The following is a 21,845-nucleotide window of genomic DNA, read 5'->3' as shown; positions in this document are numbered from 1 at the left end:
TTATTTTTCCGGATGAACACTTTCTCTACTCTCTTTATTTTTTAACGACATCAGCCAAATTAGGCACCCAGCAACACAACCAAAAGCCGCAACAAGCGTCTGAACTCGAAAACCATATGATGAAATTGTAGAGCCAATAATGGGACCTATAATTCCTCCTATATAGAGTGGAACGTAGATCAGGTTTAAAGCAGTTGTCCGCGTTTGCCCTGTTAGTTGAGTCGTTAACAGGGCAAAAATCATGGCAACAGTTCCGTTAAATCCGGCATAGAACACCATCAATTCTACTGTGAACCATCCCCACGTCTTGGTGAAAGATAAAAAGATTAATGAAATAATAACAATGGATCCCATAACAAACAAAATGTTCTCGAATTTATATCGGTCGCCTAATTCTCCTATAAACGCCGACACAACTGCTCCAATCAACGCTGCACCTCCCAAAATGACCCCGATGGAAACTTCTTCGCTGTGGAATGGTGTATACAACTGATGCACGAACAAGGGTAAATACGGTGTCATTAGCTGTCTAGCAGTCATGAAACAAAAATAGAGAGAAAATACAATCCAAACTAACCGACTAGAAAACGCCGCCTGAATAGACTGCCATACTGTTTGCGTGGTACGCGAAACTCTGCGTTCCGAAGAACTGAACAACAGAAGACAGGCCGAAACAACGGATAATCCACTATCCAATAAATAAAGATGAAGGAAGGACCAATGGAGCGTTCCCAGTATAAATCCTCCTATCATTGGACCCATTGCCATTCCTATTGGCGAAGCGGCGCCAAAAATAGAAATTGCTCTTCCTGTTTTGTCAGGCGGAGCCAAAGAACGAATGGTTGAGAGCATGATTCCGGTGTTACCGAGTTGAAATCCAACGAGAGCCATAGCTAAGCAAGTAAGATAAAAGTGCTGCCCCCAACTGAGTAAAGCAAACACAAGGGCTTCAACGATAGCGCTGCGAATAATTATCGATTTGGCACCATACTTATCAGCCCACACACCCCAATAAGGGACCATAGGCAATCCGACGATAAAAGTTAGCGCGTTTAACACACCAATCCAAACCGATAAGTGCGAGAGATGAAAAGTTTGCAAATAAGATGGTAAAAACGCGAATACATGGCTCATCGTAAATGACTCAATGAATGAAGTGATAAAGAAGATGATCAGCGTAGAAATCCATTTATTCTGTAATTTGCTGTGTATTGGCATATGCTCTCCTCTTCCCTTGGTTGAACTGTAGCTCTGACACAAGTAAAAAGCCACCCGAATTCCTCAGGTGGCTGGAGCTTGCGGCCGGCTAAACCTATACTCACTAATTATTACATACTTTGATCCGCTTTGACAGGTGTAATGTACACTTCATCAAGCTCTTTTACAATATCTTGCTTTGCACGCTCCTTTAACATGGACGTGGCGATGAGTGAGATCACACATAAAATGATCATGTAGATGCTGATGGCCGTTGAACTTCCGTAAGTGTGAAGTAAAAAAGCAGCAATCAGCGGTGCAGGTCCACCTGCTATAATAGACGATAATTGATACCCCAACGATGCGCCACTGTAGCGCAGATGCGTAGGAAAGTTCTCTGCAATCAGCGCAGCCTGCGGCCCATACAGCATATCATGTGGAATTAGTGATAATACGATTCCGAGTAAGACGAGCGCTGGAGCGGCAGTATTTAACAATCCGAAATAAGGGAAGGCATATAAGAGCGTTACAACACAGCCAATCATGTACATCCGTTTTCTCCCTATTTTATCGGATAAGTAGCCAAAAAACGGAATGCTGAAAAGAGAGACGAACGAAGCAAGCGAAATGGCGTCCGTTAAAAACGCTTTGCCCAATTTAAGTTCACCGGTACAGTAACTAACCACAAAGGTAATAAAAATATAGAAAGGGGCCTGCTCTGCGAGCCGCACAAGGGCAGATAAAATAATTTCTTTCGGATGTTTTTTGATAACTTCCAGAACCGGCCTTTTCGAAACACGCTTTTGGTTTTGAACGTTCGCGAAATGAGGAGATTCCATGATACCTAGGCGTATATATAATCCGATGGCCACAAGTAAAATGCTGATTAGAAAGGGAACTCGCCATCCCCAGGTATTAAAACTGTTGCCTGTTAAATGAATGAAAAGCGATATCATAAGCGAAGAGGTCAAGAGTCCCATGGGTACTCCCATCTGCGACCAGCTTCCCATTAGCCCGCGTCTTTCTTTGGAGCCCCATTCCATGGACAGTAAAACCGATCCACCCCACTCACCGCCAACACCAATGCCCTGGCACAGCCTTAGCAGGATTAAGATTACGGGCGCGGCGTATCCCGCCGTGCTATAAGTGGGGAGAATTCCAATCAGGCTGCTGCTTACTCCCATTAACATGAGGGTAATAATTAGCGTAGCTTTCCGCCCGATTCGGTCTCCGTAGTGACCAAAAATTATAGCGCCAACAGGGCGTGCGAGAAATCCAAGGAAGAATGTTGTAAACGCTTGCAAAACTCCGATGTATGGATCGGAATTTGGGAAAAACAGCTTCGGAAAAACGAGTGCAGATGCAGTCCCATACAGAAAGAAATCGTACCATTCAATGGCTGTTCCTATGGCCCCGGCAACAGCCGCTTTTTTTACCTGTTTCTTGTGCTCCGCTTGAGAAAGGCCGCTCGCTTCAAAACTGCTTGCCATTCCTTGCACCCCCATTATTAAATTTTAATGCCTTGTTGTGAACTTGTGGGCCTCTTTCCTTATGACCCCTCTTAACTTGTTACACGATGCCCTTTGCCCTCATTTCCTCGATTACCGCTTCTTCAAATCCCAAACCCGATAGAATTTCCAGTGTATGCTGACCCAGGAGAGGAGCTGGCCTATCTATCGTTCCGGGCGTTTTGGATAACTTAATTGGTATTCCGGGCATTACTATCTCTCCTGCCACGGGATGTTGCTGGTGGACCACCATTTCACGGGAAATGACCTGCGGGTGCTTAATGACTTGTTCAACATTGTGAATGGGGCTCGCAGGAATGCCTGCCTGGTCAAAGTGCTGCAGCCACTCTTCAACACTGCGATGCGCTATCACCTCTCCCATAATAGTCTCCAGTTCATCCCAGTTGTCCGTTCTAAGGGCGTTGGTTGTAAACCGATTGTCTTCAGCAAGCTCCTCTCTTCCGACTGCCTGGCACCACTTCTTCCACAACGCATCATTTCCGGCTGCTACTATAATATGTCCGTTGTTCGCCTTAAAGACTGCGAATGGCGTAATGGATGGGTGGCGATTTCCTGTCGCTTTCGGTGACTGTCCATCGACCGCATACCTTGCGATGGCATTTTCCAATATCGCCACCTGACAGTCTAACATCGCCACATCAACTTTTTGCCCCTTTCCAGTGTCACCACGTTTATGAATTGCAGAAAGGATACCGATGGTTGTGAAGAGTCCTGATGTAATGTCGCCGATGGATGCTCCTACCCTTGTAGGTGTACCATCGGGTTCACCTGTTAGACTCATGATCCCCCCCATCCCCTGTACAATTAAATCGTAAGCGGCTCTTTTGCTGTAGGGACCCGTGTGGCCAAAGCCTGAACTCGCCGCATAAATAATTTTTGGGTTTACCCTTTCCAGTTCTTCATAGCCAAGACCCAGCTTTTCCATGGTTCCTGGACGATAATTTTCGAGTACAACATCTGCGTCCTGAACCATCCGCAGAAAAATTTCTTTTCCCTCCTCGCTCTTTAAGTTTAGCGAGAGGCTCTTCTTATTGCGGTTTAAACTCATAAAATAAACACTTTCTCCATTAATAAAAGGACCATAACCTCTTGAATCATCACCCCCTTGCGGCGTCTCAATCTTTATCACTTCAGCCCCCAGGTCACCTAATACCATCGACACGTAAGGCCCTGCCAGTACTCTTGTTAAATCCAATACCTTAATACCCTGCAGCGCTTTTTCAGTCACCATCTATTCCTCCTTCAGTATGGGTATAAGAGTAGTTTCTAACTAAAACGAGGCAGCCGCTTCTCGACAAAAGCCATGCATCCCTCTGGAAAATCTACCGGATGAGCAAACTCCCAGGCGGGTGTCTGTTTCCACTCACACATCTCTACTGACTTCTTCACGGATTGCAGCGAAACCCTTGATTGGCACATAATCGTTTCCGCCATCTGAAAAAGAGACTTATCCAGTGATTCGCTATCAGGAACAAGATGATTTAGCAGACCCAGCTTCACGGCTTCCGATGCGTTATAGACATTTCCTGTATAGACCAATTCTTTTGTCCGGCTTGGGCCTATTATCCTGACGATCCTTCTGACAAAAGATGGCCCAAGCTTAATACCGAGTTTACCAACGGGGATGCCCATCCTCGCATTAGCCGTTCCGATTCTAATGTCGCATGCCAGGGAGAGTACGAACCCAGCCCCCATTGCTGGTCCATCCATTGCACATATAACCGGGATGGAAAGGCTTTCAATAGTCGATATTGCTTGTTCCATTGTTTCAAATGCCACGTTGGCCTCACTAATAGACATCCCGGCAAATTCTTTAATATCCGACCCGGAAGTGAACTGGCCGGGCATGCCGCGTAAAATGACGACCTTAACCTTTGGACGGATATGTAGTTCGCGTGCAATCTCCGCTAATTCGTTCCACATTTTTGTTGTTAAGGCGTTTCGGGCTTCCGGCCGGCTTATTGTCACAATCGCAATCTTAGAGGTTTCCTGCAGTGTAATTTTGCCATCCGCTACTCTCTTGATTAAAACCCTCACCTTGTTCACCCCCTTTATTTGAGCGCCTGAATTACTCTGTAAAATGTTGAGCAATCCGCGGTAAAACGGCATTATTATGCGCCTGTAATTGCTTTCTTGCTTGTTCAATGTCACCTGAACGCAGATGACCAATAATCGACCGGTGTTCCTTATACGAATTGCGAATGCTCTGTTCTTCTATAAAAGACATCGTTTGCAAAGAAAGAAGCGGGGCTCCAATTCGCGTGTATAAATCGTTAATCACTTCGTTTTCACTTGCTAGAATGAACTGGTAGTGAAAATTGTAGTTTAATCTGGCATACTCAGCTTTGTCCTTTAGGTTATGCTCCATTTGGTTTACTATCTCATCTAATGTATTTAGACAATCTGCAATGTTGGGCTGTTTAATCCTTTGCAGCGCCAGGTCTTCAATGAATCCCCTTATGGCCAGTACATCGCCGATCTCCTCCCTTGAATAACCTTGGACAACCGTACCTTTGCGGGGAATTTTTTTCGCAATTCCCTCTAATGTCAGCAGATAAAAGGCCTCGCGTATCGGTGCGCGGCTCGTTCCGAATTCTTCCGCATACTTGGCTTCTATCAGCTTATCTCCAGAACGGAGCCTTCCCCGCATAATGTCTTCTGTTATGCTTTCTTTAATTAAATTCGAAAGAGCTGAGTGGCTTACGGTTCGTTGCATTTTGGTCTCTCCATTTCAGGTTTCTCTCTATGTATCATCAATGTCGATTGTCGACAATTAAAAATTAACACAAATATTCTGTTTAGTCAAAATATTATAAACAAATTGATGTGCTACAATTTGCCATAACCATTTCATTGTTTGTTATAATGTTACTAACTTTATTAAAGGAGATGACTGTCTAAAATGGTTGAACAATCGAGAATAGGAAAAACAGATTTATACGTAAATAAGATTGGCCTGGGGACAAATGCCGTTGGTGGGCATAACATTTACCCCGATCTTAACGAAGAAACTGGAAAAGAAGTTGTTCGGACTGCTTTAGACAACGGCATTAACTTTTTAGATACGGCCTACATATACGGGCCTGAGCGCTCGGAGGAATTGATTGGCGAAGTAATCAAGGAAAAAGGCAGACGCGAAGACGTTGTCATTGCGACAAAAGGGGCACACAAATTTGTAAACGGTAAAATTGTGTTGGATAACTCCCCTGCCTTCTTAAAGACTGCGGTAGAAAGCAGTTTAAAACGGCTTAATACCGATTATATTGATTTATTTTATATTCATTTTCCGGATGAAAATACACCAAAAGACGAAGCGGTTGGCGCGTTAAAAGAATTAAAAGACGAAGGCAAAATTCGTTCGATCGGGGTATCTAATTTCTCCATTGACCAATTAAAAGAAGCCAACAAAGATGGCTATGTGGATGTACTTCAGTCTGAATACAATTTATTTAAACGCGAAGTAGAGAAAGATTTGCTGCCGTATACGGCGCAAAATAACATTTCTTTTATTCCGTATTTCCCGCTTGCAGCAGGATTGTTAGGCGGGAAATATAACAAAAACACGACATTCAATGATGGTCGTGCGAAAAATCCTCTCTTTCAGGGAGACGCTTTCGTCCGCAATTTAGAAAAAGTCGATCAAGTGCGTGAAGTGGCTCATGCTTTGGGGGCTGAAGTGGCACACGTGGTTCTCGCCTGGTATCTCACACGCGACTCCATTGATGTATTAATCCCGGGCGCCAAACGGCCGGACCAAGTATTAAACAACCTGAAGACACTCGATGTCACGTTAACAAATGAGGCGATCGAAAAAATCGACCGCATTTTTAAAGCATAAGGCACTTGAGCATAGGTTCAAGATTTAAAAGTGATCCACAGCCTGGAACAGTTTTCAATGAGACCATATGAATTAAAACGTTAACACAAAAACATCGTGTGGCAATTGCCCACGATGTTTTCGTGTTGTTTACCAAACAAATAATCCGACCACCATAGCGGTTAAGAAGGAAACCAGGATACCGGAGACCAATAGGCGCCAGGTGTTTTTTGCAATGAAGGCTCCCTTTTCCTCGCTAAACAAGGACTTTACGCTGCCCAGGATGATCCCTACCGTGGAAAAGTTACAGAAGGAAACAAGGAAGGTTGAAATAACGGCTTCCGTATGCCTGTTGAGTGTGTGCAGTATCGGATGCAGGCTGCCCATCGCAATAAACTCATTTGTAGCCAATTTTTCACCCATAAACTGTGCAACGGTGAATATCTGGGAGGGTGTAACGCCCATTAAGAAAGTAAAAGGTGAAAAGATGACGGCGAATATATTTTCCAGTGTAATGTTTTTGTTGATAAGACTTAAAATGCTATCACTGCAAGTAATTAAAGCGGTAAATCCCATCAGCATGGCGGCAATAATCAGTGCCATCCTTCCGCCTGTCATCATACTGTCTGTTAACATATCGAAGAAATTTCTTCTTTTATCCGATTTTACCGGGTTATAAACAACATCTTCTTCCGGTGTCACTTTATACGGGTTTAATAAGGATGTAATAATTAAAGCGCCGACTGCATTTAATGGAATAGCGATTAAGACATATTTCGGGTTAATCATCTGCATATATCCGCCAAGCACGCCGACACTCACACAGGACATGCCAAGCATACAGGCTGTAAGTAGTCGTTTATCATCCATTTTATTGAGTTGATCTCTGGTAATGGCTAATACTTCGTTGTTACCTAAAAACATCACCTGTGTCGCAAAGAAGCTCTCAAACCGAGGAGAACGTGTTATTTTGGAAAGAACCCAGCCTAACGTGTTAATGATTGCAGGCAGGATCCCGAAATAAGTGAGGATGTCAAAGAAAGCAACAATAAAAATGATCGGCATTAATACGCTGATTAGAAACGGAGCCATTCCCGTAGCAGGAACCAGACTGCCGAATACAAACCGGATGCCTGACATCGAACAATTTATCAGCCATAGGAAGAACTTAGCGACTAATTGGATAATGTCTCCGCCAATTGTAGTGGAGAGCATGAACCACGTAATGATGAGTTGAATAACTAACATGATCGCGACAGAAGTAAAATCAACTTTTCTGCGATCCCGGGAACAAAGGTAAGCGATAGCGAATACCACGATTATTCCAATTATATTAATAACAAAAAACACCGTAACTCCTCCTTTGTTGGGAATGGATTAAATGCGAATAATTACTTTGTGCATTATAAGTAACGTTCGGATCTTTATCAATCAATTTGGATGAAGTTCTTTTATTTAAAGAATTTAAAAGGTTAACTCAGTTGAATTCTATGTGTATAGGATAGGATATGGAATACTGCTTTCCTTATATTTTCCCAGTTATTGCATTTTAAAACGCAAATAAAAACCCACTCAGTTTCCGAAGAAATGAGTGGGTATATTTTGAAAGTCTCATTATTGTTTTATACAAGGACCGGTTGTTTGGATTGACTGCGTGCCGCCTGTAACGTATTGCAAAGCAGCGTCGCGATCGTCATGGGCCCTACGCCTCCGGGTACAGGAGTGATATGCGAAGCAATATCTTTAATGGAGTCAAAATCGCAATCTCCAAAAATCCGTTTGCCTTCCCGGTTAATGCCGACATCAATGACGGTTGCAGCCGGTTTTACCATGTCGCCTGTAATCAAGTGTTTTTTCCCGACGGCGACAATTAAAATATCTGCCATTTTTGTCATTTCTTTTAGATTCTCAGTATAAGCATGGCATACAGAGACAGTGGCGTTTTCATTGAGAAGGAGCGTCGCCATTGGTCTGCCAACGATATGGCTATGACCCACAATTACGGCATGCTTGCCTTGCAGCGGGATGTTATACGCCTTCAACAACTTTACAATACCAAACGGTGTGCATGGTAGCAGTGTTTTTTTCCCAACTTGCATGTTGCCGACATTTAGCGGATGAAAGCCATCTACATCTTTTTCCGGATCTATGGCATCAATAACGGTTTGAACATCAATGTGTTTAGGCAATGGAAGTTGTACAAGAATTCCATTTACCTGCGGGTCATTATTCAGCTGTGCAATCTTAGCTAGCAATTCACCTTGAGACACATTATCCGCAAAGCGAATCAGGTAGGAACGAATCCCAACCGCAAGCGCCGCTTTTTGTTTCGCTTGCACATACGTCTCGGATGCAGGATGATTTCCCACTAATATAACAGCAAGTCCTGGTTGTACCGACTGATTTTGGTACTCAGCTACCTCATCTTTTAATGTATCCCTAATCTGAGCCGCCAGTTGTTTTCCATCCATAATGATTGCGCTCAATTTGTTCACTCCCTCAACAAAACACCATGCTAAGGATCAAAAAAACCCCTGAGCATGTGCCCAGGCGGTCGGCTTTGTCGATTACACTCCCCTGTGGTTCCCCACTTCCGCCAGTTATGTAATCCGGCTTTATTTTATCATAAAAAGCAGTATTTTTCATAGAGGAATTACGTGTATAAACCTTATTTATTTGCGGATCAGCCAATAGCTCTCGTCAAATTGGCCATTTCAATCGCTGCAGAGGCAGCTTCCCAGCCCTTATTTCCGGCTTTTGTACCTGCGCGCTCAATGGCCTGTTCGATTGTATCTGTTGTTAAAACACCAAAAATTGCAGGGATTCCTGTTTGCAGGCCAATTGCAGCTGTGCCCTTGGCTACCTCGCTACAGACATAATCAAAGTGAGGTGTAGAGCCACGTATCACAGTTCCAAGCGCAATGACAGCATCATACTTTTTAGATTCTGCCATTTTTTTTAAAATAAGTGGAATTTCAAAAGCACCCGGTACCCAGGCAACTTCGACATCATCTTCGTTCACGCCGTGTCGCTTCAGAGCATCAAGCGCGCCACCGAGCAGCTTGCTTGTAATAAATTCATTAAAACGGCCAACCACCATTCCAACTTTTAACCCTGTTCCAACCAGATAGCCTTCATATGTTTTTGCCATTGTAGTTCTCTCCTCTATTTCTAAATTTTGATAATGATGTCATAATAATTACTCAATTAATCAAATGTTTAAAAGATGCCCGAGTTTGGCTTTTTTTGTTTTCAAGTACTTTTCGTTTTCGGCAACATGTTCTACTTGTATTGGCACCCTTTCGACAACTTCCAGTCCATGCCCTTCAATCCCTTTAATTTTGCGTGGATTGTTTGTAAGCAGCCGGATCTGTGTGACACCCAGATCGCGCAATATTTGCGCGCCAATTCCATATTCGCGCAGATCCGCCGGGAATCCAAGCTTTTCATTGGCCTCCACTGTGTCATAACCCTCTTCCTGAAGTTTATATGCCCTTAGTTTATTCATTAGGCCAATACCCCGCCCTTCCTGACGCATGTATAGCAGGACGCCAGTGCCTTCTTCTTCAATTTGTTTGAGTGCCGCGTGAAGCTGGGGCCCGCAGTCACAGCGGTGTGAGCCAAATACGTCGCCAGTTAAACATTCGGAATGAACCCGCACCAATATCGGCTGATCCGGTTGTATGGTGCCTTTAATTAATGCAAGGTGTTCGAGTTCGTCTACCTCGTTTGAATAAGCGGCCAGTCTAAAATCTCCATAAGCTGTTGGCAGCTCAACTTCAACCTCCCGCTTTACGAGCTTCTCCTGCTCTCTCCGGTAATGAATTAAATCTTGAATGGTAATGAATTTTAATTGATGCTTCTCAGCCACTTTAGCCAGATCCGGGACACGTGCCATTGAACCGTCTTCATTCATGATTTCACAAATAACGCCCGCCGGGTAAGACCCACATAATCGTGCCAGATCAACGGCAGCTTCCGTATGGCCAGCGCGCCGAAGAACTCCACCTTTCTTCGCGATAAGAGGAAAAACATGGCCAGGCCGGCGAAAATCAGCGCCCGTTGTATCCGGATTTGTTATAGCCTCCACCGTCGAAGCCCGTTCAAAGGCTGATATCCCTGTGGACGTTGTTCCCTTATCAACCGAAACGGTAAAAGCTGTTCCGTGTTTATCTGTATTACGCTTGACCATCGGGGGCAGGGACAGCTCAGCTGCGCGTTCTTCTGTAATTGGAACGCATATCAGGCCTCGGCCATACGTCGCCATAAAATTGATCATCGCAGCGTCCGTCTTTTCAGCCAGCGCAATAAAATCGCCTTCGTTCTCTCTGTCCTCATCGTCAACCACAATGACCGGTTTACCGCGTTTTAAATCTTGCAGCGCGTCTTCTATTGAATCGAACACTTTCTCCACACCTTTCGTTTTTTATTGTCTTCATTTTGTTTATCAAAGATTGTTATTTTACATAAAACCACTTTTTACGAGAAATTCAGCTGTAAGTTGACTATCTTTCTTAGGCTGTTTCCCCGAAACAAAGCGTTCGACGTATTTGCCTATCATATCGCATTCCAGGTTTACAATATCGCCCTTTCCTTTATGCTGTAGGACAGTTTCTCCTAGGGTGTGTGGGATAATTGAGACCGAAAAGCTTTCAGGAGTTGTTGAAACGACCGTAAGGCTGATCCCGTCTACGGCAATCGAACCTTTTGGAATAATGAAGCGTAAAATCGGCCCGTCAGCCCCGATTTCATACAATACCGCATTGCCATAAACTTTTTTGGACAGAATTGTGCCGGTGGCATCAACGTGACCCGAGACAAAATGGCCGCCAAAGCGCCCGCCGGCTGCCATGGCCCTTTCAAGGTTCACTGGTGAACCATTTTTAAGCGAAGACAGGGATGTTTTTTTCAGTGTCTCAGGCATTACATCGGCCGTAAAAAGCTGTCTGGTGTGTGTAGTCACGGTCAGGCAAACCCCATTAACGGATATACTGTCTCCTATTTTTACATCTTGTAAAATATCTTTTGCTTCTATTTCCAATACACACCAATCCTGGCCTAGCTTTATTGTACGTACCTTTCCCAGTTCTTCTATAATTCCGGTAAACATCCTATCCCTCCCAAACCGGGTAGCCCGTTATTTTGAAATCATCGCCTACCTGCTGCATCTGAACATCACGCAACGAAATGGCGCTGGCCATTTCTTCAATTCCGAATCCACCGAATGGCGTTGGTGCCGCCTGGCCCCCCACAATTTTAGGAGCGATGTAGGCAACGAGCTTGTCAATGGCATGGGCATGAAGAAACGAACTGTTAACCTGGCTGCCTCCTTCTACAAGAAGCGATGTAATTTCATGTTCACCTAACACTTTCAGTGCCTGGTCGATGTCTACTGACGAGCCATTCCCAGCAGTAAAGATACGGATCCCTCTTTCTTGAAGCCTCCTGCACTTGTCCTTGTCAGCCTGTTCAGTTGTAATAATCCAGGTTGGGGCCTGTGCATCTGTTACAACCCGGGCATAAATAGGTGTACGCAGTGTGGAATCCACAACAATTCGAATGGGGTTTCGGCCGCCCAGCGGCAACCGGGTTGTGAGCTGGGGGTCATCGGTAAGCACGGTGTTAACGCCCACTAGAATCGCATCATTCTCGTGCCTAAGTTGATGGACGTCCTCGCGGGACGTTTCACCTGTAATCCAGCGGCTGTTGCCGGTGACTGTGGCGACCTTGCCATCTAACGTGCTGGCTGTTTTAACAGTAACAAACGGCCGCTTTGTCTTGATATACTTTACAAACACTTCGTTGAGTTTTAAAGCTTCCTTCTCCAATACACCCGTAATCACCGTTATGCCTGCCTCTCGGAGCCTGTTCGCCCCGCGTCCGGCAACCATCGGATTGGGATCAAGCATGGCAATAACTACCGTTTGCACACCACTTTCAACCAGGGCATCTGCACAGGGCGGCGTTCTTCCGAAGTGACTGCATGGCTCGAGCGTAACATATGCGGTCGCACCCTGTGCCTTCTCGCCTGCCATGCGCAGCGCGTGCACTTCGGCATGCGGCTCGCCTGCCTTAAGGTGGCTACCGGTCCCAACAAGCACACCATCCTTCACGATGACGCATCCAACCATTGGATTAGGGCTTGTCTGGCCGCGTGATGCCTCTGCCAGGCGGAGCGCTAACTGCATGTATTCCCCGTGGTTCATGTTTTCTTCCTCCTTCCTGCAACTTGTCCGCATCCACCCTTGACAAGGATTTTCAAGTTTATTATATGCTCAAAAATAAAAAGCTCCGACCACGGTTAACAAACCGAACTCGGAGCTTAGTTTCTGGATATTCAGGGAACTCAAAAAAACCTATGTATGATCATCACAGCGAATAAGCGGTTGACCACAAAATAATGTTGTGGACATCCACAAATAAGCCTACAGTACAGTTGGCTTTCTTAATATCCTTCTCCCATCCAGACTATACTGTCGGTCCCGGAATTACACCGGGTCAGCATTGGCAAAGGCCGCAGCTCACGGACTAAAGAAGAAGCGTTGCTTCTTCTATCACCGCCGGTAGGGATTTTCACCCTGCCCCGAAGGATTCATAATGAAATTATCTGTATTGTATAGCTTATCCTACTTTGCTGTCAATCTTTTTTCTAGTGGCGTTAACTTTTACTGCAGCAGGCCGGGCCATATGGCTCACTTGTCAGCATAGTAGCGGGATAATTCGACAATCATCGCCCCCATCCGTTCTAACTCAGGGGCCAGCACTCGTTGTATGCCTTCCTCTTCTAAAGCCTCGCGGGTAATCTTTCCAACGGCTACCGCCAGCACACTGTGATCAAATGCAGACTTTAATTTTGTTGCATACCCTTGCTGGCTGGCAAATTCGAACAGAAATCGAACCTGTGCCGCCGTTGTAAAGCAAACGGCATCCACCAAGCTATCCATTAATTCGCGACACAACGTTTCTACTGCCTTTGTGTCTGGTGCCACATGCTGGTATGGCAAGAGTAAAGTAACATTGGCGCCTCTTTCTTCGAAGAAACGTATCAATACAGGTGCTGTTTCTCCGTGTAGCTGTATCATAACTCGTTTGCCTTCGAAATCAAAAGACTCGAGAGCGCGGATCAATCCTCTGGTTGTCCCGTCATCATCAACTGCAACAGGTAAGATTCCCAGTTTTTTTAAGGCGGAATGCGTCTTATATCCCCTTGCCGCTGCCTTCGCCTGTCTTATTCTTTCTTCAAATAAAGCACGAACGCCCAGCTTTTCAGCCATATCCAGTAGTGTTTCAAAGCCGGTTCCGGTCGTAAAAATGACCCAATCGGCGCCGTTCTCGACAAACCCGCGGAGATCTGGTTCAATTTCTTGTTCTGCTAGAAAGACTGTACCCTGCAGAGGGCGAAGGATCGGAGTTCCTCCCTGTTTTTCAATCAGCGTGCTGATCTCATCCGTTTTGCGAGTTCCCGCTATCACGATGCGCTTGCCTGTTAACCCACTGGCCATTTAATCGATCACCCCTACATAATTAAGCTTCTTTTATGCTAAGTATTTTTGAGTATATCTAGTTTTCTATGAACTGGCAAATCTATCACATTTGTTTAAAGGTTAATGAACTGCACGGCCTTCTTATAGAAACTGTTGAAGTTCTGCTGCTATTTTTTCTTTCGTTCTGTTACTTTCCCACTCTTCTTCAATTGCAGCATAAAGCCGGTTATACTCTTCATCGGAAATCAACTTTTGCTGGAGAAGCTGGTCAAAACAGCTTAGTTTGTTTGCAGTTCTTTGCACGATCTCCTCATAGGAAATTCCCTTGTCCATGGCGCGTTTATTATACAGAACATGGCCAGCCTCGTGGGACAGTATATCCACGAAAAGGTCCAGATCCATCTTTTCCTGGTCGCCCAGAATGTAAATGATATGGCCGTCATTTCGGTATTCTGCCATTCCGTTTGTGGCGTGTTCATCATGGATAAAATATACCTCACATTCATAGCGGTTCTCAATCCATTTCGCACATTTGTCCATTATTTTCTTTTTGGCCGCTCCATCACTGGTATTCATTCTCTTTTCGCCCGCCTTCCATGATACATTCAAACGTTGTTGCCTGAACCTATACTCTGTTACATGTTTCCAGAACAAGCAGTGATTAAAAAAATTGGAATAGGAAAATATAAACCTGACCTTATTTGGAAGGAGGTTAGGACTCGTGAAAAAAGGAATTGCTTTTATTATGGCCCTGTTAGTCGCTGGTTCTTTAGTTGCAGGTTGTACAACTAATAAAGGAGGCGACCAAAAGACCAAAACCCAATCAACGAAACAAGGCGGCAAGGGCGGTCAAGGAAAATAATCAAACCATTAGAGGCAGGGTTACATCGTGACTACGAAATGCTACTATTGTGAACACGAAATACAGCGTCCCCATAGGGTGACATTTTACAAAGAAACGCACGAGCACAGCGAGCTTTTATGTGAAGATTGCTACGCGGAGTGGCTGGAATCAATTAAGGGGTAAAACGTTACGCGATACCATTTCTGTCCTAAAGCTAGTCACTCCACTTTCAGTGACTAGCTTTATTTAGCTCCTGCTTAAAGCCCCTCATGCCTCGGCATTTAACCGGAGCCCAGTGATATACGTATTTAAAATTACAGCCAGTGTCTCATCGGTACTTACTTCCCTGTTAAAGCCTTTCTTCAATTCCAACGAAGCGAACCCATGGACAATACTGCGGAGACCACGAACAGCGTGTATGGCATTCAATTCACTCAGGTAAAATGGCTCCAATACGCGAAATATGAGAGCTACGATTTCATTTCCAGCTGCTTCAACTTCTGGGTCCCTAAAATCTGGAGCCCCCATCGTTGCTTCATAAAGCCCAGGGTGGCGCCTAACAAAAGACACATAAGCCTCCCCGATGCTTAGTATGGCTTCTCTGCCTGACTTTCCGATCGCTGACTCCGCCAGTTTCTCTTTTAATTTACGGATGGCATAACAAGCCAGTTCTTTTTTTAAACCTGGAAGCCCCGATATATGATTGTAGAGCGAAGGAGTCCGGATCTGTAGTTTGGCGGCAAGTGATGCAAGGCTCACCTTCTCATATCCAATCTGATCAGCAAGCTCCCCCGCTGCTATTAAAACCAAATCCTTATCAAGTCCTTGCCGCATAAGGGCCTCTTCTTTCCAGAAATTTTTCCGCATCTTTGATAGCATGCTGCATAGCTTCAGCTGGATTATTCAGCATATGGCCATGGCCCACAGCAAGCAGAGAAGGATTTACCTCAATTAACTTTCGTGTACTTTCAACAGCCGTTTGCAGGCTCCAGGTTCCCCATGCCGGAAAGGGAAAGAAAGGTTTCACAACGCCTGCTACGGCAATACCTCCCCGCGTCTGCAATGCATCACCAGCTATCAATGAATGGTCTCTTGTATCGAGAAAGGACATCGAACCCGGAGTGTGTCCTGGGGTGTAAAGGGCTGTAAGCGACCCGATCCGGTCCCCTTCTTCAAGCTGCTGGTCAGGCCGGGTTTTTAGCCATTTAGGAACGCCTCCGCGAACGGGCCGCTGAAGCTCTTCGCTGTCCAGTGTCCGATCCCCGTTCATTAGCCTTGTATCCCGTTTAGACAGCATAACTACCGCATTGGGGAGCGCATGCTTTAAGCGGTCCAATGCACCAACGTGGTCTTCATGCGCATGCGTTAATACAATGCGGGTGATGGGCTTTCCGATTGCTTGAGCGGTTTTAAGGATGCCTTTATATGTGTAGGATAACGCGGCATCAATGAGCGTTAACTCGCTGTCCTCTTCGAGAAGATAGCAATTTACCGGAAAAAAATTAGGCAAAAATGTCAGTTGATAAATAAATCCGTGCTTTTGGACACGCATAAAAATCCCCCTCATAAAAACTAATGATATTAGCATTATAACTAATATTATTAGTTTTGCAAGTAGATTATGGAAATTATCTGGTTGTTTTTTTATAAATGAGGTAGGAATAACATACGGGAAAAGCACAGGCCAGCACAATGCCAGCAATAAAAATGTAGATAAACCATGTGCTCGCAACAAAACCACACAAAATGAAAAATGCCCCTGCCGCCATATACAACGGGCCAGCCATACGGTGTGTCCTGCGCCAAACCTCTTCACTGGCGAGCGTCCACGGCGTTCGGATACCGAAGAAAAAGTTGTAACGAATTTGCACAAGGTAGTTGCCCATTATCATAAATAGAAGTCCTACTAACATTAAAGTGAAAAATTTAATATCTAATGGATAACCCAAGTTAAACATCAGTACAAGGCCGAACACGCAGCTCAACAGCACTGTGACTCCTAGGCGTATAGCTTCAAACGCGCGTTTAAATTTCCAGTAATTTTCCTGTTTTGGGTCGATTTTTCGCGTGTATTTCAGCAAAATGGGGACACCAAGCCCCAGCAGGCTGAAGAGGATAAGGGCCGACGGCTTGCTTTGGAAACCATTCGGTTTATTATCAAAGCCAAAATGAACAGCCATGCTATCCGGCAATTGATTATAGACTAGCAGAAAGGCGGCAATGGGCACAAGTGCTATCAGAATAAGCAATACATCAATCTTTCCCCAGTTCTTTTCCCCGTGTTTCATCGTAGTTCCTCCTTAGGTAAACACCTGTTATTATTTGTCCTTGCCGAGAATATCCAAAAACCACGAAATCGCTTCTTCTACCACTGTCGTATTTAAGGAATACACAATGTTTTGCCCATGCCGCTCGTCGAGTACCAGCCCCCCTGCTTCAACGATTTTAGATGGTGCGAGATACTTGGTTTCGTCATGGCAAAATGTTCCGCAATTTCCCCGGCTGTCATGTCCCGATCACGCAGCAAGCGGATAATCTGCCGTCGTGTCGGGTCTGATAAAGCTTTAAACGATTCGTTCATCAGGCCACTTCCTTAGATATTTAGAAAATCATCTAAATATAAAATATGTTTTTCTTTCTAATCTGCCAAGCAGCTTTTTCCATCATTGTATTTCCTTCGCCATCTTGTTACCATTTAAGAGCAAAATAAACCAGTAAAGGGAGAATAAATATGAACTATTATCTGTTGATTACAAGCCGGACGCCTAATTTTAATCCTGATATCCTGCCTGCTCATTTTGCTTATCTTAATAAATTAAAAGCAGCAGGACGAGTCGAGCTTTCCGGGGGCTTCAGTGATGCTTCAGGTGGAGCTTACATCGTGCGGGCCGAAACATTTGAAGAAGCCCAAAGAATAGCTGCTGGCGATCCGCTTGCTGAAAGCGGATCCTCTACGATTGCCGTGAACGAATGGTTAGTTAACAAGTGAATCCGTGAATGCGAGAAGAGGCTGAACGCATTTTCCATGCAACTTTAAAAAGGTATGGCTGCATCCATTGTTAAAAACATTAGCTTTTTCATGAAAAAAATGGGGACTATCCCAATGATTCATGGGTTAGTCCCCTTGTGAAAAGCAAAAAACTCTATTCCAAACCAGTAACAAGGCAATTTATTGCATCAAGTGCTGCGCTTTGGCGAGCTGCATTTACTGCGACAACTGGGCCTACCCACTTCTCGCCAAACTGGTTGCGGTTGTTGCTTGAATTTTTCCATAGCGAATCGACGTTTTGGGTAATAAAAGTTAAATAGGCGGGCTTCTGTGATGCATCATAAGTTCTTCATGGCACTGTCAGCTAAAAGACTGGCCGAAGCTAGATAAGAAGCATTGCCCGTACTTTTAAACAGGTCAACCAGGCCGGCTAGGATGACTCCCTGGTTATATGTCCAGGTTATTCCTCCATTGTTATGACCAGCTTTGTCCAGCCCATCATTGATTAAATGCTGAGCGTTAATCATGCCGCTGCCCTTAAACCAGTTCCACTCTTTCTGTGACCATGCCAGATAGCTTTTATCTCCGGGTGTGCGCAGGTGAAGCTTTGCCGCCACGGTAAGAAAAAGCTCGTTTGCGATCGCGTTTTTATAGTTGCGGTCCTTATTCCACCAGATTCCACTGCCATATGTGGAATCCCATCCGCCTGTCATATCCTTAAAGATGGTTTTCGCCATTGTAAGGTAGCGTATATCGTGCGTAACGTCGTAGGCCTTTATCCAGGAAAGTGCCCACCAGCCTATATGATTCCATAACCCAGTAGCCGGGTTATACCAGGCCTGAAGCGCAGAAACTGCATTTTTTGCATACGTATTGTATTTAGTATCCGGTGATATGGTTGCAGCTTTAGTAATTTGCGGGGACATTGAGATGCTAGAAGTTGAAGAAATTTCGGCTACGGGAAACAGCGCGATGACCAACACAGAAGCAAAGAAAAAAATAGCCAGCTTTCTTAAATAAAACAAAAAATACTCCCTCCGAACAAAAAAATAAATCCCCTTTTGTAAACTTCTCTCTTTTTATCTAGAATCAGATTTAAATTCCAATATTTAATAGTTTAAACCAAAATAAATTGTGGTAGTTAATTAATTTTATGGTTGAGTAAATATTTTGTTGGTAAGTAAGTTAAATAATGTAAATATAATGAACAGGCTACATTATAGATCAAATGCTTGTCTACTAAATTAAAATAGCAGATGCCGCACAAGGTTATGCAGGCATCTGCTATTTTAATCTCAAGTTTCTCATTGGTTGGGAGAATATAGCTCTGTGTGAAGGGATGCTAACCAAGTGTTAATTATGGCTGGCAGCCTTTACTATTGATATGACTTCCGCTTCAAGCTGGTCATTGAGCTGGTTGACCCGCTTGCCAATCAGAAACAAGTCGACAAGCAGCCATATACCAATAGGGATAAACAAAAGGAATACGCTTATAATCGATACAACAATCATTGCAATGCCAAGGCCTGTATCCCGCGTATAAAATCTATGTGCGCCAAAGCCCCCTAAGAAAAACCATAAAAGATAGGCAACAACTTTTGACTTTTTAACTTTCTCAAACTCTCCATTAACATGCAATTGCTGTTCAATGGTTAAACCCTGTCGCGCTATAAAATTATCCATCATACCCCCTCCTCTCCCCACTATATTTATTTCATTCTTCATTAATTAGAATAAATAAAAAATGATTGAGAATCGAAAAATAATTAACCATAATTATGTTATGTAACCTAATTGGGATATTTAAAGTGTTAACTAACACGTAAAAAAGAAGCCATTCTATATTGGTTACTGGCTCCTGTCCCGTAGTGAGGGTGAGATGTACTCATATAAATCTTATTAAGTGTATACTCTATCCTTATACACCCTTTTTTACCGGCTCAGCGAAGTTATTGTACGTTGGACTACTTAACCTGTTTCGTGTACTCGACAGTTAATGGTGAACAGATATGCTTACGCTGCCCACGGCTGAAACTGGATCTCCGAAAATCGACGATGGTAAAAAGGCGCTGCAACCAACGGTCACATCCATCAAAATTTGGCGCAAAGGGCATTCTAGCATGCGCAACCATCCTGTTGTCCATAATCAACATATCACCAGGAAGGATATTGAAAGCAACTATATTTTTAATCAATGCATTCTTTAAGGTATCCAATGCCCATCGGGCGTCCACCGTCTCAGCTTCCATTGATTTAAAATGAATGCAAATATCCGGTTCCAAAAAATGTCCAGATAGAATCGGCATCTGGACTGAGTAGTCCCCTTCCTTATTAATTTTAAAGGAAGAAGAAGGTCGTAGGCGGTACAATGGCTGTCTTAACAACGAAATACAGGTACTGGGCAGATGATGCAGGGCTGTCCGAATAGAGGTTGTTAGCGTTTTTGCAACTTTCTTATGATCTGGCCGCAGACCGATTAAGGTAAGATAATCTGGCGGATACGGGTGAAATCCATCTTCGGTGTGGAAGTTTAAGAAGTTGGAACTCGTGTTCTCCTGGCGGTTCTCATGGCCTTGCACAGGGCAGATGTTCTGGATGAGCAATCCTTCTTTTTCATCCTCATAAGAGATGGGATCTCCCAAATATAACATAAACAAGAGCAGACAATACTCACTGTAAAAAGAATTCTTTGCTGCGGAAAATCTTCCGTCCATAGGGGTGGGAGGCAACATAGAATCTGTGGGCAGATTGCGGAACAGCAGCACTCCATAAGGATTAGGTTTTCGGCGAAAACGCAGTAACGCCTCCACAAGCCGTTTTGGCAATTGCTGCCCGGTTAATTGAATCAATAGTAATAGATCATCATCAATGGATTGCATGTCCAGCGGGGGAAGTTGGCTAATAATAAAGCCAACCCCGGCTTTCTCCTCCTCCGTTAACACAATAATTGATTCTTGAAGTTCTTTGATATCTTCACCATCTTTTATAGTAAGATTCATAGCTGTCTCATTCCTTTCCTAATTTTTTTACCTATTTCCTTATCGATATTTCGAATAAATGTATCGCCGTCTTCTCAGAATTCGGTAATACATGGTTTTGTCCTTCAGATTTTTAAACGTTAAGAAAGCTGGGTTCGTATTGGCCTCGATTATCCAGAGTCGGCCATTGCTATCTATCGCTACATCTATGCCTAACTGGCGGATTCCCGGAAACCGTCGATCCAGCACTCTGGCAGTCATTGTGCAGATTCTATCTAAGGAACGAATGGTTGGGTTGATTTTTTTAGGTTGATTCTTATAAATGGAACGCAGGACGACCTCGAGGGTTTCCGGCTGTCCTCCTTGATGGTAATTGGTAGTGAATCTGCCTGCAGCTCCTATACGCACCACTCTTCCTGAGATGAGCCAGCGATCATTTGGTTTTTGCATAAATACACGGATATCAATCAGCCGATTTTTGTATTTTGCCAGTTTGAGTCCCTGCTGAATCAAATATGTTTTTTTCGGGTGAAGCAATTGTGTTAATGTATTTTTGACGTAAAACTTTTTAACTACTGTGTGTCGCAACCCCAAAGATATTTGAACTTTCCCGTTTTTCAGCTTCTTTAATCTTACGATACCTTTGCCTTGGCTTCCCTTGTCCGGTTTGATAAACAAGGTGTGATAACGCTTCATCATTTGAGTACGAACGCCGGGTTTTAAGGCATGGAATTCGGGAATGTAGCGTTTAAGAACCGGATGCTTCAACATTGCTTTTCCTTTGATTAATTTACCTTTTATTCTTCGTAATGGCATTACATACCACCCTTTTTATAGTTCAGTTAAAACTAGCATATGCATATCCACAAGGGTTTGTCTTATATATCCGTCTTGTGAGTCTTAAAAAACGATAAAATCCGCTTTTTATACCACAACGCCAAAAATCCATTTATTATGGTTCCTAGTGAAAAACGTTCGTAAGGGAGATATCAAAAAATACCTTTGGG

The 21,845-nt window shown here is 44.1% G+C and carries 23 protein-coding genes, 1 pseudogene and 2 riboswitches; of the genes and pseudogenes, 3 read left to right on the top strand and 21 right to left on the bottom strand.

The features are described from left to right. The 5 genes from PP175_RS12355 to PP175_RS12335 all read right to left on the bottom strand — a co-directional run bounded on the left by PP175_RS12355 (position 1) and on the right by PP175_RS12335 (position 5,442). Positions 1-1,218 (bottom strand): MFS transporter, encoded by a 1,218-nt coding sequence (locus PP175_RS12355; protein WP_272443085.1) that lies wholly within the window; start codon positions 1,216-1,218, stop codon positions 1-3. Between the two features lie 110 nt (positions 1,219-1,328). Continuing rightward, positions 1,329-2,687, bottom strand: a complete 1,359-nt coding sequence (locus tag PP175_RS12350) for an MFS transporter (protein WP_272443084.1) — start codon at positions 2,685-2,687, stop codon at positions 1,329-1,331. 79 nt (positions 2,688-2,766) lie between these two features. Continuing rightward, positions 2,767-3,957, bottom strand: coding sequence for a CaiB/BaiF CoA transferase family protein (locus PP175_RS12345; protein ID WP_272443083.1), 1,191 nt, complete (start codon positions 3,955-3,957; stop codon positions 2,767-2,769). A gap of 35 nt (positions 3,958-3,992) precedes the next feature. Then, a complete protein-coding gene (locus tag PP175_RS12340) occupies positions 3,993-4,763 on the bottom strand; it encodes an enoyl-CoA hydratase/isomerase family protein (RefSeq protein WP_272443082.1) in 771 nt (256 codons plus the stop codon). Between the two features lie 31 nt (positions 4,764-4,794). Further along, a complete protein-coding gene (locus tag PP175_RS12335) occupies positions 4,795-5,442 on the bottom strand; it encodes a GntR family transcriptional regulator (RefSeq protein WP_272443081.1) in 648 nt (215 codons plus the stop codon). Between the two features lie 186 nt (positions 5,443-5,628). Between PP175_RS12335 and PP175_RS12330 the strand changes: the two genes are divergently transcribed. Further along, entirely contained in the window at positions 5,629-6,564 is a 936-nt protein-coding gene (locus PP175_RS12330) for an aldo/keto reductase (RefSeq protein ID WP_272443080.1), read from the top strand. A 129-nt stretch (positions 6,565-6,693) separates the two neighbouring features. Here PP175_RS12330 and PP175_RS12325 read toward each other — a convergent pair whose 3' ends face one another. The 8 genes from PP175_RS12325 to PP175_RS12290 form a co-directional block, all read right to left on the bottom strand. Beyond that, positions 6,694-7,893 (bottom strand): NupC/NupG family nucleoside CNT transporter, encoded by a 1,200-nt coding sequence (locus tag PP175_RS12325; protein WP_272443079.1) that lies wholly within the window; start codon positions 7,891-7,893, stop codon positions 6,694-6,696. A 272-nt stretch (positions 7,894-8,165) separates the two neighbouring features. Continuing rightward, positions 8,166-9,029: a bifunctional methylenetetrahydrofolate dehydrogenase/methenyltetrahydrofolate cyclohydrolase FolD gene (folD, locus tag PP175_RS12320; RefSeq protein ID WP_272443078.1), complete on the bottom strand. Its 864-nt coding sequence runs from the start codon at positions 9,027-9,029 to the stop codon at positions 8,166-8,168. Between the two features lie 51 nt (positions 9,030-9,080). Next, positions 9,081-9,157: riboswitch (ZMP/ZTP riboswitch) on the bottom strand. 69 nt (positions 9,158-9,226) lie between these two features. Beyond that, positions 9,227-9,694 carry a 6,7-dimethyl-8-ribityllumazine synthase gene (gene ribH, locus PP175_RS12315; protein WP_272443077.1) on the bottom strand — a complete coding sequence of 156 codons (468 nt, stop codon included), beginning with the start codon at positions 9,692-9,694 and terminating at the stop codon, positions 9,227-9,229. A gap of 60 nt (positions 9,695-9,754) precedes the next feature. Next, positions 9,755-10,948, bottom strand: coding sequence for a bifunctional 3,4-dihydroxy-2-butanone-4-phosphate synthase/GTP cyclohydrolase II (locus tag PP175_RS12310; protein ID WP_272443076.1), 1,194 nt, complete (start codon positions 10,946-10,948; stop codon positions 9,755-9,757). A 57-nt stretch (positions 10,949-11,005) separates the two neighbouring features. Beyond that, positions 11,006-11,653: a riboflavin synthase gene (gene ribE, locus PP175_RS12305; RefSeq protein WP_272443075.1), complete on the bottom strand. Its 648-nt coding sequence runs from the start codon at positions 11,651-11,653 to the stop codon at positions 11,006-11,008. A 1-nt stretch (position 11,654) separates the two neighbouring features. Beyond that, positions 11,655-12,749 (bottom strand): bifunctional diaminohydroxyphosphoribosylaminopyrimidine deaminase/5-amino-6-(5-phosphoribosylamino)uracil reductase RibD, encoded by a 1,095-nt coding sequence (gene ribD, locus PP175_RS12300; RefSeq protein ID WP_272443074.1) that lies wholly within the window; start codon positions 12,747-12,749, stop codon positions 11,655-11,657. Positions 12,750-12,990: 241 nt separating this feature from the next. Further along, a riboswitch (FMN riboswitch) is annotated at positions 12,991-13,138 on the bottom strand. Positions 13,139-13,235: 97 nt separating this feature from the next. Further along, on the bottom strand, positions 13,236-14,045 hold the full coding sequence (locus PP175_RS12295) for a uroporphyrinogen-III synthase (protein ID WP_272443073.1): 810 nt from the start codon (positions 14,043-14,045) through the stop codon (positions 13,236-13,238). A 123-nt stretch (positions 14,046-14,168) separates the two neighbouring features. Further along, on the bottom strand, positions 14,169-14,603 hold the full coding sequence (locus PP175_RS12290; protein ID WP_272443072.1) for a hypothetical protein: 435 nt from the start codon (positions 14,601-14,603) through the stop codon (positions 14,169-14,171). 145 nt (positions 14,604-14,748) lie between these two features. Here PP175_RS12290 and PP175_RS12285 point away from each other — a divergent pair, with 145 nt between their 5' ends. After that, positions 14,749-14,889, top strand: a complete 141-nt coding sequence (locus tag PP175_RS12285) for a hypothetical protein (protein ID WP_272443071.1) — start codon at positions 14,749-14,751, stop codon at positions 14,887-14,889. A 249-nt stretch (positions 14,890-15,138) separates the two neighbouring features. Here the strand turns inward: PP175_RS12285 and PP175_RS12280 are convergent, their stop codons facing one another. The 4 genes and pseudogenes from PP175_RS12280 to PP175_RS12265 form a co-directional block, all read right to left on the bottom strand. Next, on the bottom strand, positions 15,139-15,705 hold the full coding sequence (locus tag PP175_RS12280; RefSeq protein ID WP_272443070.1) for a TetR/AcrR family transcriptional regulator: 567 nt from the start codon (positions 15,703-15,705) through the stop codon (positions 15,139-15,141). Next, the gene (locus tag PP175_RS12275; protein WP_272443069.1) at positions 15,689-16,423 is read right to left on the bottom strand and encodes an MBL fold metallo-hydrolase; all 735 of its coding nucleotides are present in this window, start codon (positions 16,421-16,423) and stop codon (positions 15,689-15,691) included. Before PP175_RS12275 ends, PP175_RS12280 begins: the two co-directional genes overlap by 17 nt. A gap of 76 nt (positions 16,424-16,499) precedes the next feature. Beyond that, a complete protein-coding gene (locus tag PP175_RS12270) occupies positions 16,500-17,159 on the bottom strand; it encodes an SdpI family protein (protein ID WP_272443068.1) in 660 nt (219 codons plus the stop codon). Between the two features lie 30 nt (positions 17,160-17,189). Beyond that, positions 17,190-17,452, bottom strand: a pseudogene (locus tag PP175_RS12265) (autorepressor SdpR family transcription factor). A 150-nt stretch (positions 17,453-17,602) separates the two neighbouring features. Here PP175_RS12265 and PP175_RS12260 point away from each other — a divergent pair. Then, on the top strand, positions 17,603-17,860 hold the full coding sequence (locus PP175_RS12260; protein WP_272443067.1) for a YciI family protein: 258 nt from the start codon (positions 17,603-17,605) through the stop codon (positions 17,858-17,860). Between the two features lie 338 nt (positions 17,861-18,198). On the opposite strand, the gene PP175_RS12255 is transcribed toward PP175_RS12260, so the two are convergent. The 4 genes from PP175_RS12255 to PP175_RS12240 all read right to left on the bottom strand — a co-directional run bounded on the left by PP175_RS12255 (position 18,199) and on the right by PP175_RS12240 (position 21,654). Then, complete coding sequence (locus tag PP175_RS12255) at positions 18,199-18,885, bottom strand: glycoside hydrolase family 76 protein (RefSeq protein WP_272443066.1); 687 nt, start codon at positions 18,883-18,885, stop codon at positions 18,199-18,201. Positions 18,886-19,213: 328 nt separating this feature from the next. Continuing rightward, positions 19,214-19,546, bottom strand: coding sequence for a TM2 domain-containing protein (locus PP175_RS12250; protein WP_272443065.1), 333 nt, complete (start codon positions 19,544-19,546; stop codon positions 19,214-19,216). A gap of 278 nt (positions 19,547-19,824) precedes the next feature. Continuing rightward, the gene (locus PP175_RS12245; RefSeq protein ID WP_272443064.1) at positions 19,825-20,859 is read right to left on the bottom strand and encodes a TauD/TfdA family dioxygenase; all 1,035 of its coding nucleotides are present in this window, start codon (positions 20,857-20,859) and stop codon (positions 19,825-19,827) included. Positions 20,860-20,898: 39 nt separating this feature from the next. After that, positions 20,899-21,654: a YheC/YheD family protein gene (locus PP175_RS12240; RefSeq protein ID WP_272443063.1), complete on the bottom strand. Its 756-nt coding sequence runs from the start codon at positions 21,652-21,654 to the stop codon at positions 20,899-20,901. Positions 21,655-21,845: the final 191 nt, after the last annotated feature.

The organism is Aneurinibacillus sp. Ricciae_BoGa-3 (assembly GCF_028421645.1).
In the GTDB taxonomy this organism is placed as follows: Bacteria; Bacillota; Bacilli; order Aneurinibacillales; family Aneurinibacillaceae; genus Aneurinibacillus_B.
The sequence above is the reverse complement of the archived record's forward strand: the minus strand, read 5'-3'. Positions and strand labels throughout refer to the sequence as shown.